Below are 16,827 nucleotides of genomic sequence, written 5' to 3'. Positions count from 1 at the left end.
GCAGGCAACTTAGTTTAATAACGGTCAAAAATGAAAAGAATATTAATTGCCATACTGGTGATGGTTACACTGTCCGCGCAGGCGCAACAAAACCCGCTGCTCGATCAATCTTTCTGGAAAAGCAAACCCAGCGCTGCCGCTGTAAAGGCCGAGGTTGACAAGGGTGCTGATCCGGCTCAAAAAAATGGGAGCGCCTTCGACCCGGTTGTTATGGCTATTAATGCCGACGCACCAAATGAAACCATCAAATATCTGATTGACCAGCCTGGTAACCCGGTAGATAAAATAACGCACGACGGCCGAATTTACATGCACTGGGCGGCTTACCGCGGCAATGTCGAGATCATAGAATACTTGCTTAGCAAAGGCTCCAAAATCAATATTGATGATGCGCACGGTTATAGTGTGCTAAACTTTGCCGCCACCGCCGGGCAAACCAATACCAAAATTTACGACCTCTGCTTTGCTAATGGCGTAAACGCAAAAACCAGCCTTACGCCCGATGGTGCCAATGCCTTGTTACTTGGCGTAGCCAATGATAAAGACATGGTTTTAACCAATTACTTTGTATCAAAAGGACTTGATATTAAAAGTGTTGACGCCGCAGGTAACACGGCCTTCAACTATGCGGCACGTGCAGGTAACATCGATATGATGAAAGCCTTAAAAGAAAAAGGTGTGCCCTATACTGACAACGCCATGCTGATGGCGGCACAGGGAACCCGTCGCGGCGCCAATGGCATCGAGGTTTACCAATACCTGGAAAGCCTTAAAATAAAACCCACTGCCGTAGGCAAAAACGGCGAAACCGCTTTGCACGCAGTTGTGCGCAGGCCGGGGCAGTTGGATATTATTAAGTACTTCTTAAGCAAAGGTGTTAACGTGAACCAGGCCGATGACGAAGGAAACACGCCATTTATGCTTGCTGCAGCATCAAACAGCGATACGGCTACCATTGCATTACTTGCATCATCAGTAAAAAATATAAACCTGGCCAATAAAAAAGGTGTAACTGCTTTGGCTTATGCCGTGCGCGGTAACTCGGCTGCGGTTGTAAGTTACCTGATCAGCAAAGGAGCTAATGTAAACGTAACTGACGCCAGCGGCGATAACCTTGCTGCCTATCTCATGCAGTCTTACTCGCCGCAGCGCGCAGAATCTTTTGAAGCCAAATTGAAAGTGTTACAGGATAAAGGCTTTGCCGTAAATGCGCCTCAAAAAAATGGGAATACATTGTACCACATGGCCGTTGCTAAAAATGATTTGGCCTTGCTAAGGCGTATTGAAAGCCTCAATGTTGATGTTAACGCCAAAAACAAAGAAGGTTTTACCGCCCTGCATAAAGCAGCCATGTTATCAAAAGACGATGCCATTTTAAAGTACCTTGTTTCGATAGGTGCCAAGAAAGAAATAGCTACCGACTTTAAAGAAACCGCCTTTGACCTGGCCAGCGAAAACGAATCATTATCAAAAAACAAGGTATCAGTAACTTTCCTAAAATAATAATATGCGTAAATTATATATGCTGGTATTGGCAGTGTTGCTAACCAGTCCGCTTACCCTTTTTGCCCAAAAAACCGGCACATCTAAATATAAATGCATGATACAGATGACCAACTATATGGGCGAAGGCGCCTACATAGCCGTGTCATTAATTGATAGCAAAGACGCCTATGTAAAAACACTTTACATATTGGGTCAGAATAAAAAATGGTATCACGACCTAAAAGAGTGGCACAAATTTCAATCGAAAAATACTGACAATATCAGCGCAATTACAGGCGCGTCCGTAACAGGTGGTGACCGCAGTGTTGGCGTTATTGAAATAGATAATGCAAAGATCAACGCAGGTTACAAAATCAGGTTTGAAAGTGCCGTTGAGGATCAAAAATACAACGTTAAAGATTTGGAAATTCCGCTAACTACAGAAGCATTGGCAGGCAAAAGCGAAGGCACAGGCTATATCCGTTACGTACGTTTCAGCGCCATATAACATCAGTTCGTATTAATGACAATTTCAATATGGAGATACAGCCACTTAACCTTAGCTGTATCTTCTTTTTTACTGCTTACCCTTGCTTCCATCACCGGAATATTCCTGGCTTTTGAGCCGATTTCTCAAAAGACACTGCCCTACCGTGCCGACAATTTTGATCAGATCACCCTTGCACAAACCCTGCCTGCACTACGCAAAGCCTATCCTGATATAAGCGAACTTACCGTTGACGCCAACCAATTTGTGACCATTAAGGCTACAGATGATGAGGGCAAAGGGCTTACTGCATACATCGACCCGCGTACAGGCAAGGTATTGGGAAAACCCACCAAACAAAGCGAGTTTTTTCAGTGGATGACAACATTGCACCGGTCGCTTTTTCTGCATGAGATCGGTCGGTTCTTTATGGGCCTAACCGCTTTTTTGCTGATGCTGATAACCATATCCGGTACGGCATTGATACTCCAGCGGCAACGTAGCCTGAAGCGCTTTTTCGCTAAAATAGTGAAGGAAAATTTTGCGCAGTACTACCATGTTGTGTTAGGCAGGCTATCATTGATACCTATATTGGTGATTGCGGTTACGGGGACGTACATGTCGCTTGGCAGGTTTAATATCATTAAAACCATCAAAATAAAACATGACGTTGATTTTGATGCACTGAAATCAAAGCCCGAGCGCAAGGCCGCCGATTTTGCAGTTTTCAACAACACAATGCTATCACAAGTGCAAAGTGTAGAGTTTCCATTCTCGGAAGATGTGGAAGATTATTACACCCTGAAACTTACCGACCGCGAGGTGACAGTAAACCAAATAACAGGCGATGTGATAACCCAGCAACTTTATCCCACTACGCAAATACTCAGCAACCTAAGCTTGAGTCTGCATACCGGGCGGATTGGAATAGTTTGGGCCATTGTACTAATTATAGCCTCGGGCAATATCCTGTTCTTTATCTATTCGGGCTTTGTAATCACCTTTAAAAGGAGGCAAAACAAATTTGATAATAAATCTAAGGCTGATGAGGCGCGGTTTGTGATACTTGTGGGTTCGGAAAACGGCAGTACTTTTCGCTTTGCAAAAGCGGTACAGCAGGAATTGGTAAAGCAAGGCGAAAAGGTTTTTTTGACTGAACTTAACAACTATAGATCTTACCAAAATGCCGAGCATTTGATAATATTGACCGCTACCTATGGCATTGGCGATGCACCCACCAATGCGTCGAAATTCGAAGGTTTATTAGCAAAGTACCAGCAGCCTAATAGCTTGAAGTTTTCTGTGGTAGGTTTTGGTTCGCACTCCTACCCTGATTTTTGCAAATTTGCTTTTGAAGTTAATAACCTTTTGGAAAAGCAAGCGTGGGCAACACCTCTCACTGAAATTCATACCATCAACGATAAATCTCCGGAGGATTTTGCTTTGTGGACAGCAGCCTGGTCACAGCAAAGCGGCGTAGAACTTGATGTATCACCTGCTTCACTGGCAACACTGCCGGGCAAGCTGCAAAAGTTTAAAATAGTTGATAATACATCGACGCCAAACCAAGATACATTTATCCTAAAATTGCAGCCCGCCCGGGGCAGCAAGGTCACGTCCGGCGATTTGCTTGCTATATACCCGGCAAATGACCACCGAGAACGCCTGTACTCTATTGGCGTAATAGATGGGAATGTTCAATTAAGTGTAAAGCTGCATAACAACGGCTTTGGGTCAGGCTACCTGCATAAACTCACCATTGGGCAAACTATCAATGCCCGCATTGTGCGTAACAGTCATTTTCATTTCCCTAAAAATGGTGGAACCGTAGTTTTGATTTCAAACGGTACGGGTATAGCTCCGTTTTTAGGGATGATTGCCCAGAACAAAAAATCAACCTGCTACTTGTATTGCGGCTTCCGCAGCAGCGCATCTTTCGGTGTTTATAAGCGTTTCCTTGATGAGAGCGAAGCTGTCGGCAAATTGCAAAAGCTTAACGTTGCTTTCTCACGCGAAGGTGAAAAGCAATACGTGAACCAGTTAATATTGCGCGATGCGGCGTTAATGGCGGAAGTTTTGACAGGCGGCGGCACCATCATGATTTGCGGATCATTAGCCATGCAAACGGATGTGATTGATACGCTCGAAAGTATCTGCAGCAAACATACGGGCAAAAGCATAAGTCATTATCAATCGCACGGGCAGGTTAAAATGGATTGCTATTAATTGTTTTTGTTAAAGGGTTGTTCCTAACGGAACATAAAAACAACTTGTTAGCTTTCTATAAAGCGGTAGCTCCTACGGAGCAAGCTGCGGAAGATAAATAATAAATCCTTCAATGTTTCAATCGATTTCATTTCCCGTAGGGAAAACCGCTTTGTAGAAAACACCCGGCCAATGTTTTTGCCCCGTTAGGGGCTACCCAATATGCCCTTGAACATCTACAACTTCTACTTTTTGATATCAAAATTAGCTGTTGTAATCACTTTACCATCATCCGTGATTATGATACAACTATATGCAGGATATTTTTTTAGCAGAGCCAACCCGGCATCTTTTCCCAATACCATCATTGACGTACTGAAACCGTTGGCAACCTCGGCACTTGGGCCGAAAACAGTTACGCTGGTAAGCCCTGTTGCGGGGTAACCAGTTTTTGGGTTGATGATATGGGAATAACGCTTTCCGTTAAACACCACAAATTTCTCATAATTGCCTGATGTCACCACCGCCCCATGGTGCAGGGGCACAATGGCCAGCAGCTTATCTTTATGCTTGGGGTTGGTTATGCCAATGGTCCAAGGTTTGCCGTTGGGCTGGGTGCCCCAGGTGCGCATATCGCCCGAGCCATTTACAATGCCGGCTTTAATGCCCCGGGCAACCATCATGTCGCGGCAACGATCAGCGGCGTAGCCCTCACCCAGCGCACCGAAACCTATTTTCATACCGGGCCGACGCAAAAAAATGGTAGAGTTTACTGAGTCGAGCACAATGTCTTTATAACCAACTTTGGCTACCGATTGCTTTATTGCTTCGGCCGTTGGCATAGCCGTCATGGAGCCATCAAACTTCCAAATCCTGTCCATGGCGGCAAAACTGATATCGAAAGCTCCATTTGTAACCTGGGAAAGATGAATAGCCCGTTTAGCCAGATCAAACACTTCCTTATCAACCTTAACCGGGGCGATGCCTGCATTTTGATTTACGTGCGAAACCTGGGTATAACTGCGCCAGTCGGATATCAGGTTTTCTATCCTCGTCACTTCGGCAATCACGGTATCGATGTTTTGCTCTGCCGTAAGCGAATCTGCAGCCACTATAGTAATATCAAAACGGCCACCCATAAGCAGCGTAGTGCGCTTGCGCAGCACTTGTGCCTGCAAAGTTATTGTTGATAATACAAAGGCTACGGATAAGAAAAGCTTAGTCATGAAATTAGAAAGGATATTACCACTTCAAAAATACAGTTTATAATAGTAGTGTATTAAAACAAAACCGGCGCTGCAGAAAAATCTGGAGCACCGGCATGCATTAATTATATGTGTGATTGTAGGGCGAATTTGTAAGGCTATTGCCAGCCGCCGCCTAAGGCGCGGTAAAGGTTTACTATTGATTGCAGCTCCTGCAGTTTATCGTTAACACTGCTCAGTTGCGCAGCCAAAAGGGCCTGCTCAGATGTTAGTACATCGGTATAGTTTGTTGCCGAGCTGTAGCGCAGCAACTCTTTGGTAAACTCAACAGATTTTTGCAGCGCCTTTAACTGGTTTACACGGCTGCCTTGCTTTTCAATAGCCGTTTGATAGGCATATAACGCGTTTGATACCTCGCCACCTGCCGTTAAAAGCGATTGTTGGAAAGCATAATAAGCTTCTTCCTGCTGTGCTTTGGCAATGCGCAGGCGTGCCTTGTTCTGGCCCTTATTAAATATAGGCTGTGTTAAACCGCCAACGATGTTATAAAATATCGAATGATCGAACAGGTTTTTGATATGCAATGACGATACCCCGCCCTGCGCTGTTAAAGTTAATGATGGATAAAAATAAGTACGCGCCAGGTTGGTATTCTCGAAAGATGCACGGAAGGCAAACTCGGCCTGTTGCACATCAGGCCTGTTCTTCAGCAACTGCGAAGGCACCCCGGTTTTCAAATCGCTATACGGCATCTGCGCCTCAAGTGTCGATCGGTTAATGGAACCCGGACTGCGGGCCAGTAAAATACTCAGCGCATTTTCGGTTTCGCGAATGCTGCGTTTAAGGTCGGGGATGGTAACCTCGGCGGCATAACGGTTGGCTTCGCTTTGCACAACGGCAGCGCCTGTAACCACGGCACTTTCCTTAAGCGCCTTCATGGTTTCCACGTCGGCTATACGGTTTTTTAGTGTTTGCTCTGTGATACGCAGCTGCTGATCAAGCGCAAGCAGATTATAGTAGTTGTTTGCAATATTGGCTATCAACTGTGTTTGCACGGCGCGCCTTGCTGCGTCACTTTGTAACAGGCTGGCCAAGGCGGCTCTTTTAGCGCTGCTTAGTTTGCCCCAGATATCGGCTTCCCAGCTCATGTTAAGGCCAATCTGGTATGTAGTTGTGCTTAACGGAAACGCGCCAACAAACTCTGCCGGAAAGTTCAAAGCAGCCCTTGATTGTTTAACCCTCGTAACCTGTGGCGCAACACTTAGGCTGGGGAAGAATGCTGCGTTGCTTTCACCCAATGTTGCCTGGGCCTCATTGATGCGTTGCACTGCCGTTTTAAGATCAAGATTTTGCTTAATGCCTTCATTGATGAGGCTACGTAAAACAGTGTCGCTAAAAAGTTGACTGTAAGGCAAGGCAGCGATTGTTGTACTATCGGTTACCGTAGTATCGCGGTAAAGCTTGCCTTGTACGGCCAGGCCCGGTTGCTGATACTTTTTGGTAACGCACGAAGCAAACAGCAGTGCTGTTGCCAGCACGGCTAAAGTTTGCTTTTTATATTGTGTTATCATGGTTAAATGATTGTAAATGGTTGATTAAAAACTATTGTAGCTCGGCTTCTAACTCTTCCTCTATTCTTGGCTTGCCGCTAATGCGTTCCTGTAACGACTGGAAGATGATGAACAGTGCCGGGATCACAAACACACCCAGCAATGTACCTATAAGCATACCGCCTACAGCACCCGTACCGATAGATCTGTTACCTGCCGCACCAGCACCCGATGCAAGCATTAAAGGCACAAGGCCAAGTATAAAGGCAAACGATGTCATCAGGATTGGGCGCAAACGAGCCACCGCACCTTCAATGGCTGATTCGACTATACCAAGGCCGCTTTTGCGCCTCATCACCGCAAACTCCACAATAAGAATGGCATTTTTGGCCAACAAACCAATGAGCATAATGAGCGTGATTTGCAGGTAAATGTTATTTTCGATACCGAAGATTTTGGCGAATATAAAAGCACCCGCCAAACCTATCGGAAGAGATAATAATACTGCGAATGGCAATATGTAGCTCTCATACTGTGCACTAAGCAAGAAGAACACGAACACAAGGCAAAGCCCGAAAATGAATATCGTTTGGCTTCCGCTCGAGATCTCCTCGCGGCTCAGTCCCGAAAACTCGTAACCGTATCCGTTAGGTAATTCTTTAGCAGCCACTTCTTGCACGGCACGGATAGCGTCGCCGGTACTGTAACCCGGTTTTGGCGCACCCGTCACCGAAATGGATGTGTATAAGTTAAAACGGCTGATAGACTCGGGGCCGTAAACGCGCGTTAGTGTTACAAACTCTGATACAGGTGCCATAACGTTGTTGTTGGTACGCACGTATATGTTATTCATGCTCTCGGGTGTGCCGCGATAAGCAGCATCAGCCTGTATCATAACGCGGTATTGCTTACCAAACTCGTTAAAGTTTGATGCATATAAACCACCATAGTAACCCTGCAGGGTGCTTAGCACGGCATTTACAGGCACATTGGCCTCCTTACATTTCTCAACGTTTACATCTACCTTATACTGCGGAAAGTTGGTATTGAAGAATGTAGTAGCATATTGTATTTCGGGGCGTTTGTTGAGGGCAGCCAAAAACTTGCCGTTTACCTGGGCAAACTTGTTCATGTCGCCGCCGGTTTTATCCTGCACCTGGAACTCGATACCACTGCTGTTACCAAAACCCTGCAGTGTTGGCGGCACCAGGAATATAATACTCGCTCCCTTTATTCCGGCTGTCATGCCGAACAGTTTGCCTGTAACTGTATTTACATCGTGCTCTTTACCTTCGCGCTGGTCCCAGGGTTTTAGCTTCATAAATAAGATAGCGTATGATCCGCCAACGCCGCCGCTTAATAAGCCCGACCCACCTACGCGTGTTACAGATTGCATCTCGGGCAGTTTCCTGGCCATTTCGGTAACCTGGTCTGCAATAGCAATTGACCGTTCAAGAGAAGATGCTGGTGGCAGGGTAATATCAGCTATAATAAAGCCCTGATCCTCGTTAGGCACGAAACCGCTTGGCGTGGTTTTTAATAACCACCAAAATATCACACCAAAAACGGCAATACCTGCAACGGCTATCCATTTTTTGGCGGCCAAAAAGCCAACCGAGCGCTTGTATTTATTGGTTATCGAATCAAACCCTACGTTAAAGGCGGTATAAAAGCGCTGTAAAAAACTTTTGTTGTGATGCTCGCCTTCTGCATGAGGCTTTAACAACAGGGCGCAAAGTGCAGGGCTCAGTGTTAGTGCGTTTACCGCAGATATCATGATGGCGATGGCAAGCGTTAAACCAAACTGCTTGTAAAATACACCCGACGAACCTGTAATAAAAGTAACCGGAATAAACACTGCAGCCATTACCAGGGTAATTGATACCACTGCGCCGCTTATCTCACTCATGGCCTGCATAGTTGCCTTTTTGGCATTCTTTACACCGTTGCCCAACTTGGCGTGTACGGCCTCAACCACCACAATGGCATCATCCACAACAATACCTATGGCAAGCACTAATGCAAACAGCGTGAGCAGGTTTATGGTGAAGCCAAATAATTGTAAAAAGAAGAATGTACCCACAATGGCCACTGGAACCGCAATTGCGGGTATCAACGTTGAGCGGAAATCTTGCAGGAAGATGAATACCACTATAAACACCAGGATAAATGCTTCAATGAGCGTGTGGATTACCTTCTCAATAGACACATCCAAAAATTCATTGGCGGTAAATATAGGCGCCCATGTTACCCCCGGAGGGAAAGCTTTTGCGGCTGCGTTTAACGTAGCTTCGCAATTCTTGATCATTTCATGGGCGTTTGAACCGGCCGATTGGTAAACCGCTATGGCTATAGATGGCTTACCATCAGTTGCAGTTTCAACCGAATAGCTTAATGAGCCAAGCTCGATACGGGCTACATCCTTAAGGCGCAATATTTGCTCGTTGGCTGCCGAGCGTATTACGATGTTCTCGTACTCGGCCTGGGTTTTAAGGCGGCCCTTGTATTTCATTACATACTCGAACGACTGATTACTATTTTCACCAATCTTACCCGGTGCGGCTTCAATATTCTGTTCGGCCAATGCGGCATTGACATCATCGGGCACCAGGCCATAAGTGGCCATTACATCGGGCTTAAGCCATATACGCATCGAGTAATCGCGCGAGCCAAATGCAGTAGCTTCGCCCACACCGCTAATACGTTTTACCTGCGGCAGCACGTTGATGTTGGCATAGTTTTGCAAAAAGGTCTCATCGAATGATTTATTTGTGCTGTTTAGCGTAAATACCATAACCATACTGCTTTGCTGTTTGGTGGTAGATACACCTGCTTTAGTAACGTCGGCAGGTAACAAAGGGGTTGCTTTTGATACCCGGTTTTGCACGTTTACCGCAGCCAGATCGGGGTCGGTACCTTGTTTGAAATAAACAGTGATTCTTGCAGAGCCGTCATTACCTGCAGACGAGGTCATATAGGTCATGTTCTCTACACCGTTTATCTGCTCCTCAAGCGGAACAACAACGCTGTTCATAACCACGTCGGCGTTGGCACCCTGGTATGAGGCAGAAACCAGCACCGTTGGCGGTGCAATTTCGGGGTATTGGGATATGGGCAGCGTGGTTAACCCCAGTATACCAAGTATAACTAAGATGACCGATATTACAGTAGATAGTACCGGCCTTTCTATGAATATTTTTAACATGATTGTTTATTGTTACTGTAAACAAGCCGGGCGGAAGCGCAACTTGTAGATACAATTATTTTAAGTCCTGATACACTTTGCTGTCGGGTTGCATATCAGCTTTAATCGGCGTGCCATCCATCAATGAGGCGGTACTTTCAAACACTACGGTATCGCCTGCATTAATACCCTTGGTAACTACAAAGTATTGGCCCGCGGGCTGGTCAACTATCTCAATCTCGGTGCTTTTTATTTTGCCATTTGCATCAACTACGTATACAAAACGCTTACCCTGCAACTCGTAGGTTGATTTTTGCGGAACCAGTATAGCGTCTTTGATGGTTTCAGGGATGCTCACTTTAGCACTACCGCCGCTGCGCAATATGCCCAGCGGATTAGGAAATGAAGCCCTAAAACTTGCGGAACCTGTTTGGGTATTGATAAGACCGCTTACAGTTTGCACTTTGCCTTTTTCAGAAAAAGTACTGCCATCGCTCAAAATAAGTGATACCTCGGGCAGTTTGCTAAGCTTAGCTGCTATTGTTTCACCTTCGTACTTGCGGCCAAAATCAAGCAATTGCTTCTCGTTGAGCGAGAAGTATGCATAGATATTACCAATGTTTGATACCGTTGTAAGCGGCTGCGCTGTATTGCTGTTTACCAAACTTCCTAACTTGTAAGGAATGGTGCCCACCACGCCGTTTACCGGGCTGGTAACGTTTGTATACGCCAAATTGGTTTTGGCATTATTGAGGTTGGCCTTTGCCTGTGCCAAAGCTGCCTTGCGTGCCTGCAGTGTATATTGTGCCGATTCAAGGTCGAACTTGCTGATGATATCCTTCTCAACCAGTGGCTTTACCTTGTTTACCTGCAATTGTGCTGCGCTAACATCTGCCTGTGCGCTGCTTATTGCCGCGGCAGAATTATTCACGTCTTGCTGGTACTGTGGTGCATTTATACGAAAAAGCAACTGACCCTTTATTACAACAGCACCCTCATCAATAAAAATCTGCTCGATATATCCGTCAATCTTCGGGCGGATCTCGATGTTTTGCTGACCCTGCAAAGTGGCCGGATATTGGCTATTTATTGTTGCTGTTTGTTGTGTTACTTTAAACACAGGATAGCTTTGTACAGGTGGTGCACCACCTGCCGCAGCGCCGCCCGCCTGCTGGTTGCCGCCCCCGCATGAGGCCAACAACAACACGGCCGAACTGATGGATGTTAAAATTAACGCCCTGGTTTTCATGATGTAGATTGATTTGGGATGATAAAGCATGTTAGTGTAAGCTATTGTATAATTCGCCCTGAATATCCTTTTAAAAGAAAAGAAAACTTTGCCAAATTTTTAATTTTCGACAAATCTATTCAAAATGTCGAATTTTATAAACTCCGCATCTTTAAATAAATTTTAATGACACTATGACAACAAAATTAGGTTTCTGTTACGTTTTAACACGCCTCATAATACGCTAAGTGTTGCTTTTATAGACTAAATACGCGTTAAAATCGGCAGAACGGCACTTTTAAGGTACATTTTACGAGCATGTTATTTCTGTGCTGTCTCTAATACGCTAAATTACGAAGGAAAGAATTGAAGCTACTTGATGCCCTTAGATAAAATCCTGATGAGCCAGGCCAGGCGGTTTGCGGTATCAACTCCCTCACCTTTAAAAGTTTCTTCCTGCAGGCTATTAACCGCTGTATTCAAGGTGGATGCAAGATGGTCTATATCTTCGTCGCTTACGGGAGCCACATCATGGTTTTGAATTCCCCATATTAGCAACTGCTTAAATATAGCTTCTTCTTCTACCCTTATTTCTTGCTTAAAACCGTCAAAATTTTCAGGCTTGTTGTGCAAATCGGCCATAAGTAACTCGTATTTTTTAATAATACCGTCTATACAATCGAGCTTGAAGCGGTTGTAAATATGCAGGTTATCATGAAATGAATTTTTATTGCTAATGCGCTGGTAGGTGCCTTCAAAAATATGCTTGCTCTCTTTTACCATGAGCGCGTTAAAGGTGTCTTGCTTGTTTAAATAATAGTAGTAAAGCGTACTGCGGCCAATACCTGCTTCAATAGCAATATCATTCATGGATACTTTGTTGTACCCACTTTTAAGAAAAGCAGTTTTAGCGGCGGCCAATATTTTTTGCCTTACCTTTTCGTCTTTATTTTCCACGTTGGCAAAGTTAGGTTAATTAATTTTGAGCAGTGTAACAAATAATAGGCCTGCGCCGGTAACTAAGTTTGAGTTTATTTTATGTCAATGAAACATATCTAAACAAATTATGTATAGTATGCATTACATTAAATATAAGGGTTGGTATAAGTTTGGGTTGAGGCCGTTTAATATAATTTAGTATTACGGCCAATATATTTGATAACTTTACTGCCCACACTTTATGACAACAAAGCTGTACATTGGAGGGCTTCCAAAAAACGTAGATGAGTTATCACTGGCACGGATCATTTTTCCGTACGGTGATGTTTTAACCATGACCATAGTTAGGGACCGGGCCACAAAAATTGGAAAAGGATACGCATTTATTGAAGTGCAGGATAATGAGGTTGCCGAAGCCATTATTGAGGGTGTGAACGGCCTGCAATATGGCGATTTAACCATTGATGCCAAAATAGCCGATGCCACACCGGCAAAACCTGCATTTAAACGCAAACCCATGGGTGGCGGCGGTTACAACAAGTCGGGCTCATCATCGTCATCATACAACAAACCTGGCTCATCATCATACCGGGGTAGCGGCAGCAGCAATAATGATACAGGCAATCGTAGTAAACGCCCAAGGCTAAACAAATAGCCGCAACGCGCTAAGCAACATTATCAGTTTTTAAAAACCAGCGTAGTTATTGACCTTGGTTTTAAGGTAAACGGCTCTTCCCACTTATTTACAAGTGCGGCGGCAAGGTTATCTTGTGCCGATGTTGTGTAGCTTCTTATCTTTCGTGGCAGCTTAAAGTTCTCGGGCTTAAGCTGTATTTGCCTGCCTGTGGTTGTGTAATTAATCAGCACAATTACTACCACGCCATCTTTCCCTTTAAATGCCGATACCATTACATCCTGGCCCGCCTGAATGTCAGATAAGCCATCACTTCTGCCTGTTTTGATGCGCTGCATTCCCGGCCTTATAAAGCGGCTGTAATTACCCATTGCCCATAGGTTTTTGGTCGCGGTAAAGTCGCCGTCGGTGTAGGCTTCATTGGGCTTGAGGGCAATGAGGTAGTAACGTGTATCTACATCTTCCTTGCCCGGCTCATAGGCATTCCATAGTTGCCAGGCGGCTGCGTTGCCGATGGTAAGGTCGCGGTTTATTACCTTGGCCAAAAACAGGGCGCAATCTATAGCAATGCGCGATTGTTTTGTACCTTCTCTAAACCCGTCGCCAAGCATGGAGTATTCAGATTCCCAATAAGCAGTTTTATATTTTGCAGCCGTATCCGCCAATCTTTTACGGGTAACTACCATAGTGCTGTCGTTAGCATCAGTAAAGTAGCTGTGCCCGGCAACAATTGGCGGCACATGCTTTAACCCGGTAATGGTGTATCGCCCGGCAGGGTTAAACAACTCCTGGATCTGGCTGCCCGCTGCCGATTTACCTTCATACAAATAATTGAGCATACCGGCTTCGGTAGTTAGTATTTTGCTTGTAAGTTTCTTTGCCGTTAACGCCTTGTCCAGTTCCATAGTAATTTTCTGAATCTCCTGGTTGGTCCATGGGCTGCCTTCCTGGTCCATTTGGCCGGGCTTGCCGTACCACTCCCACTGTGGCTCATTTACAGGACTTATGTATTTAAAATGAAGTCCCTCTTTATCAAAATGCTGCGCTACAGTAGCTAAAAAGTCGGCGTAAGCAGCGTATTTATCAGGCCTTAAATTTGATGCAGGGCTTTTAACAGTTTTATAACCGTACCCGTTTGATGTAAAGTGCACAGGTGGCGTGTTGGAAAAGGCAATCAAATTTTCAACACCAAATTGCCTGGCCTTGCGCAAAAACCATTGATAGCCTGCCTGCTTGTTCCAATCATACGTACCATCGGCGGCTATAAAACTTTCAGCACGCCGCCTGAAATCTTTTATACCGCTGCTATCGCCATGTTCTGCTGTTCCGCCGCCAATGTTAAACCGCCATGCCGATAGCCCTATACCCAGCGGATTGCCCCGAGCATCCATTTTTTTGCTGAATAATAATTCGGCTATCTTTTCGCGTTTTGCTACCGGCCAGTACTTGCCTATCCCTTCAGAAAACCAGCAGCCCGATGCCCCAATATTATCTATGCGCTGCGCAGTATCCCGTGCGTTAATGGTTATGGTTAAAACCGGTGCAGACGGTGTTTGCGCAATGGCATTACCGGATAACAACAATAGAAAAATTGGCAGGTAGTGAAATTTGTGCATCAGGGCGAGTTATTAAATGTGCAAATTACATTTATTTGTGTAATTTTTGGCAGTTTTTACAAAACCATCAAAATGACTTTAAAAAACCTGCACCGCCGCTTACTGCTACTTGTCATCACGGCAATTTACTCCGCCACAACGGCAATTGCACAGCAAAACAAAAAACAACCTTACGCCGGATATTTATTCACTTACTTTAACGGCGAGGGCAGCCAGCAGGAGGCCATTCGCTTTGCCCTTAGTAAAGATGGATACCACTTTAATGCCATCAATCAAAACAAGCCAATTATAGTCCCTGCCACTGGCAGCTCTTCTGGCGGCGTGCGCGACCCGCATATTTTGCGCGCCGAAGATGGCAAAACATTTTATATGGTTGCAACGGACATGAACTCCGTTAAAAATGGCTGGGAAGCTAACCATGCTATGGTGTTAATGCAATCAACCGATCTCATCAACTGGCGTAAAACGGTTGTCAATATCCCCCAAACGTTTAAGAAGTTTGCAGATGTTAACCGTGTTTGGGCACCGCAAACCATTTATGACAGCCAGGCTGGTAAGTACATGATATATTGGTCGATGCGCTTTGGAAAAGGGCCCGATGTTATATACTATAGCTACGCCAATAAAGACTTTACCGGGTTGGAAACCGAACCCAGGCAGCTTTTCTTTGAACCCAATAACGGTGCCTGCATTGATGCTGATATTGTAGTTAAAGACGGTAAGTATCACCTTTTTTATAAAACCGAAAGCGATGGTTTGGGCATACGCATTGCAAAATCTGACAAGCTTACAAGCGGTTATGTTACCAACGGTAAATTTATACAGCAGACCAAAGACCCTGTTGAGGGCGCAAGCACGTTTAAACTGAACGATGGCAGCGGTTACATATTGATGTATGATGTTTACACCAAAGGCCGCTACCAGTTTACAAAAACCACCGATTTGGAAAATTTTAAAGTGGTTGACCAGGAAGTGACCATGGATTTTAAACCAAGGCATGGTACTGTAATACCTATTACCGCTGCAGAAATGCAACGCTTGCAAAAACATTTCAGCAATGTGCCGAAAACAAAGCTTACCGCGTTTGAGCCGGGTAGCTTATGGTATGATAACAAAGGTGTGCACATCAATGCCCACGGCGGTGGCATGTTATACCAAAACGGCACTTACTACTGGTACGGCGAACACAAGGTTGAAGGAGATGCGGGCAACCGCGCCATGGTGGGTGTGCATTGCTATTCATCAAAAGATTTGTATAACTGGTCTGACGAAGGTATTGCCCTGCCCATATCAAATGATAGCACCAGCGATATTGCAAAAGGATGCATTTTGGAAAGGCCCAAAGTGGTATATAATGCAAAAACGCGCAAGTATGTAATGTGGTTTCACCTGGAGCTGCGCGGGCAGGGTTACAAGGCCGCCCGTGCAGGGGTAGCAGTGAGCGATAAGCCAACCGGCCCTTTCCGCTATATTAAAAGTTACAGGCCCAACCCCGGTGTTATGCCATTTTACCCGGCTGGCACACCGGCAAGCGAGCAATTGGATTGCAAAAACACCAAAAATGAAAGTGAAACCTTTTTTTGCCGTGACCTGCCCGGCGGGCAAATGGCCCGCGATATGACGGTTTTTGTTGATGACGACGGCAAGGCTTACCATATATTTTCATCGGAAGAGAACGCAACCTTACACATAGCCGAGCTAACGGCCGACTACACCGGGCACACCGGCAAGTTTGTACGCGTGTACCCGGATATGGCAACCGAGGCCCCGGCTATATTTAAACGTAAAGGCACTTACTACCTTATCGGCTCGGGCACTACGGGCTGGGCACCTAACCCGGCAAGGTGGCTATCGGCAAAATCTATCTTGGGCCCTTGGATATTCCACGGTAATCCTTGCATCGGCGACAAAGCGAACATCACTTTTGGCGGGCAAAGCACCTATGTGTTACCCGTAGCCGGCAAACCCGACAGCTTTATATTTATGGCCGATAAATGGGCACCAAAAAATGCCATCGACGGGAGATACATCTGGCTGCCCATTCGCTTTGACGGCGACAACATGATCATCGAATGGAAAGAAAAATGGAGCTTATAGTTAATATACAGGCGTGGCTGACAACAAAAAAAGGATGTCATGCTGAACTTGTTTCACTGTTGTCCGGTAAAGACCGAAGTTAGTTTAAAAAGCCGTGATTGCATGCGATCAAAGCATGTTATGTCTTAAAATCAATATCCAAGCCCCCCAATTCAAGTTGGAGGGCTTTACCGCTTACCGCGGACAGCCTTTCCGGG

At 45.3% G+C, this 16,827-nt stretch carries 11 protein-coding genes; 5 read left to right on the top strand and 6 right to left on the bottom strand.

Translation table 11 applies throughout. The annotated features are described in order from the left end of the window. The first annotated feature begins 30 nt into the window (after positions 1-30). From FPZ43_RS15580 to FPZ43_RS15570, 3 genes are read left to right on the top strand one after another with little or no spacing between them, the layout of a single operon-like run. Entirely contained in the window at positions 31-1,503 is a 1,473-nt protein-coding gene (locus tag FPZ43_RS15580; protein WP_146382863.1) for an ankyrin repeat domain-containing protein, read from the top strand. A 4-nt stretch (positions 1,504-1,507) separates the two neighbouring features. After that, a complete protein-coding gene (locus FPZ43_RS15575; protein WP_146382862.1) occupies positions 1,508-1,993 on the top strand; it encodes a DUF2271 domain-containing protein in 486 nt (161 codons plus the stop codon). 15 nt (positions 1,994-2,008) lie between these two features. Continuing rightward, complete coding sequence (locus FPZ43_RS15570) at positions 2,009-4,198, top strand: PepSY domain-containing protein (protein WP_146382861.1); 2,190 nt, start codon at positions 2,009-2,011, stop codon at positions 4,196-4,198. A 224-nt stretch (positions 4,199-4,422) separates the two neighbouring features. On the opposite strand, the gene FPZ43_RS15565 is transcribed toward FPZ43_RS15570, so the two are convergent. The 5 genes from FPZ43_RS15565 to FPZ43_RS15545 form a co-directional block, all read right to left on the bottom strand. Then, complete coding sequence (locus FPZ43_RS15565; RefSeq protein WP_146382860.1) at positions 4,423-5,403, bottom strand: FAD:protein FMN transferase; 981 nt, start codon at positions 5,401-5,403, stop codon at positions 4,423-4,425. 137 nt (positions 5,404-5,540) lie between these two features. Beyond that, on the bottom strand, positions 5,541-6,953 hold the full coding sequence (locus FPZ43_RS15560) for an efflux transporter outer membrane subunit (RefSeq protein ID WP_146382859.1): 1,413 nt from the start codon (positions 6,951-6,953) through the stop codon (positions 5,541-5,543). Between the two features lie 31 nt (positions 6,954-6,984). Further along, positions 6,985-10,137, bottom strand: coding sequence for an efflux RND transporter permease subunit (locus FPZ43_RS15555; RefSeq protein WP_146382858.1), 3,153 nt, complete (start codon positions 10,135-10,137; stop codon positions 6,985-6,987). A 55-nt stretch (positions 10,138-10,192) separates the two neighbouring features. After that, positions 10,193-11,365 carry an efflux RND transporter periplasmic adaptor subunit gene (locus FPZ43_RS15550; RefSeq protein WP_146382857.1) on the bottom strand — a complete coding sequence of 391 codons (1,173 nt, stop codon included), beginning with the start codon at positions 11,363-11,365 and terminating at the stop codon, positions 10,193-10,195. A 351-nt stretch (positions 11,366-11,716) separates the two neighbouring features. Further along, entirely contained in the window at positions 11,717-12,301 is a 585-nt protein-coding gene (locus FPZ43_RS15545; protein WP_146382856.1) for a TetR/AcrR family transcriptional regulator, read from the bottom strand. 223 nt (positions 12,302-12,524) lie between these two features. Between FPZ43_RS15545 and FPZ43_RS15540 the strand changes: the two genes are divergently transcribed. Continuing rightward, positions 12,525-12,938: an RNA recognition motif domain-containing protein gene (locus FPZ43_RS15540; RefSeq protein ID WP_146382855.1), complete on the top strand. Its 414-nt coding sequence runs from the start codon at positions 12,525-12,527 to the stop codon at positions 12,936-12,938. Positions 12,939-12,961: 23 nt separating this feature from the next. Here the strand turns inward: FPZ43_RS15540 and FPZ43_RS15535 are convergent, their stop codons facing one another. After that, a complete protein-coding gene (locus FPZ43_RS15535; RefSeq protein WP_146382854.1) occupies positions 12,962-14,533 on the bottom strand; it encodes a glycoside hydrolase in 1,572 nt (523 codons plus the stop codon). Positions 14,534-14,605: 72 nt separating this feature from the next. On the opposite strand from FPZ43_RS15535, the gene FPZ43_RS19595 reads away from it, so the two are divergent. Beyond that, positions 14,606-16,630, top strand: a complete 2,025-nt coding sequence (locus FPZ43_RS19595; protein ID WP_146382853.1) for a family 43 glycosylhydrolase — start codon at positions 14,606-14,608, stop codon at positions 16,628-16,630. Positions 16,631-16,827: the final 197 nt, after the last annotated feature.

The sequence above is a fragment of the Mucilaginibacter pallidiroseus genome (assembly GCF_007846085.1).
Lineage (GTDB): Bacteria > Bacteroidota > Bacteroidia > Sphingobacteriales > Sphingobacteriaceae > Mucilaginibacter > Mucilaginibacter pallidiroseus.
This window is presented reverse-complemented; position numbering and strand designations above follow the sequence as displayed.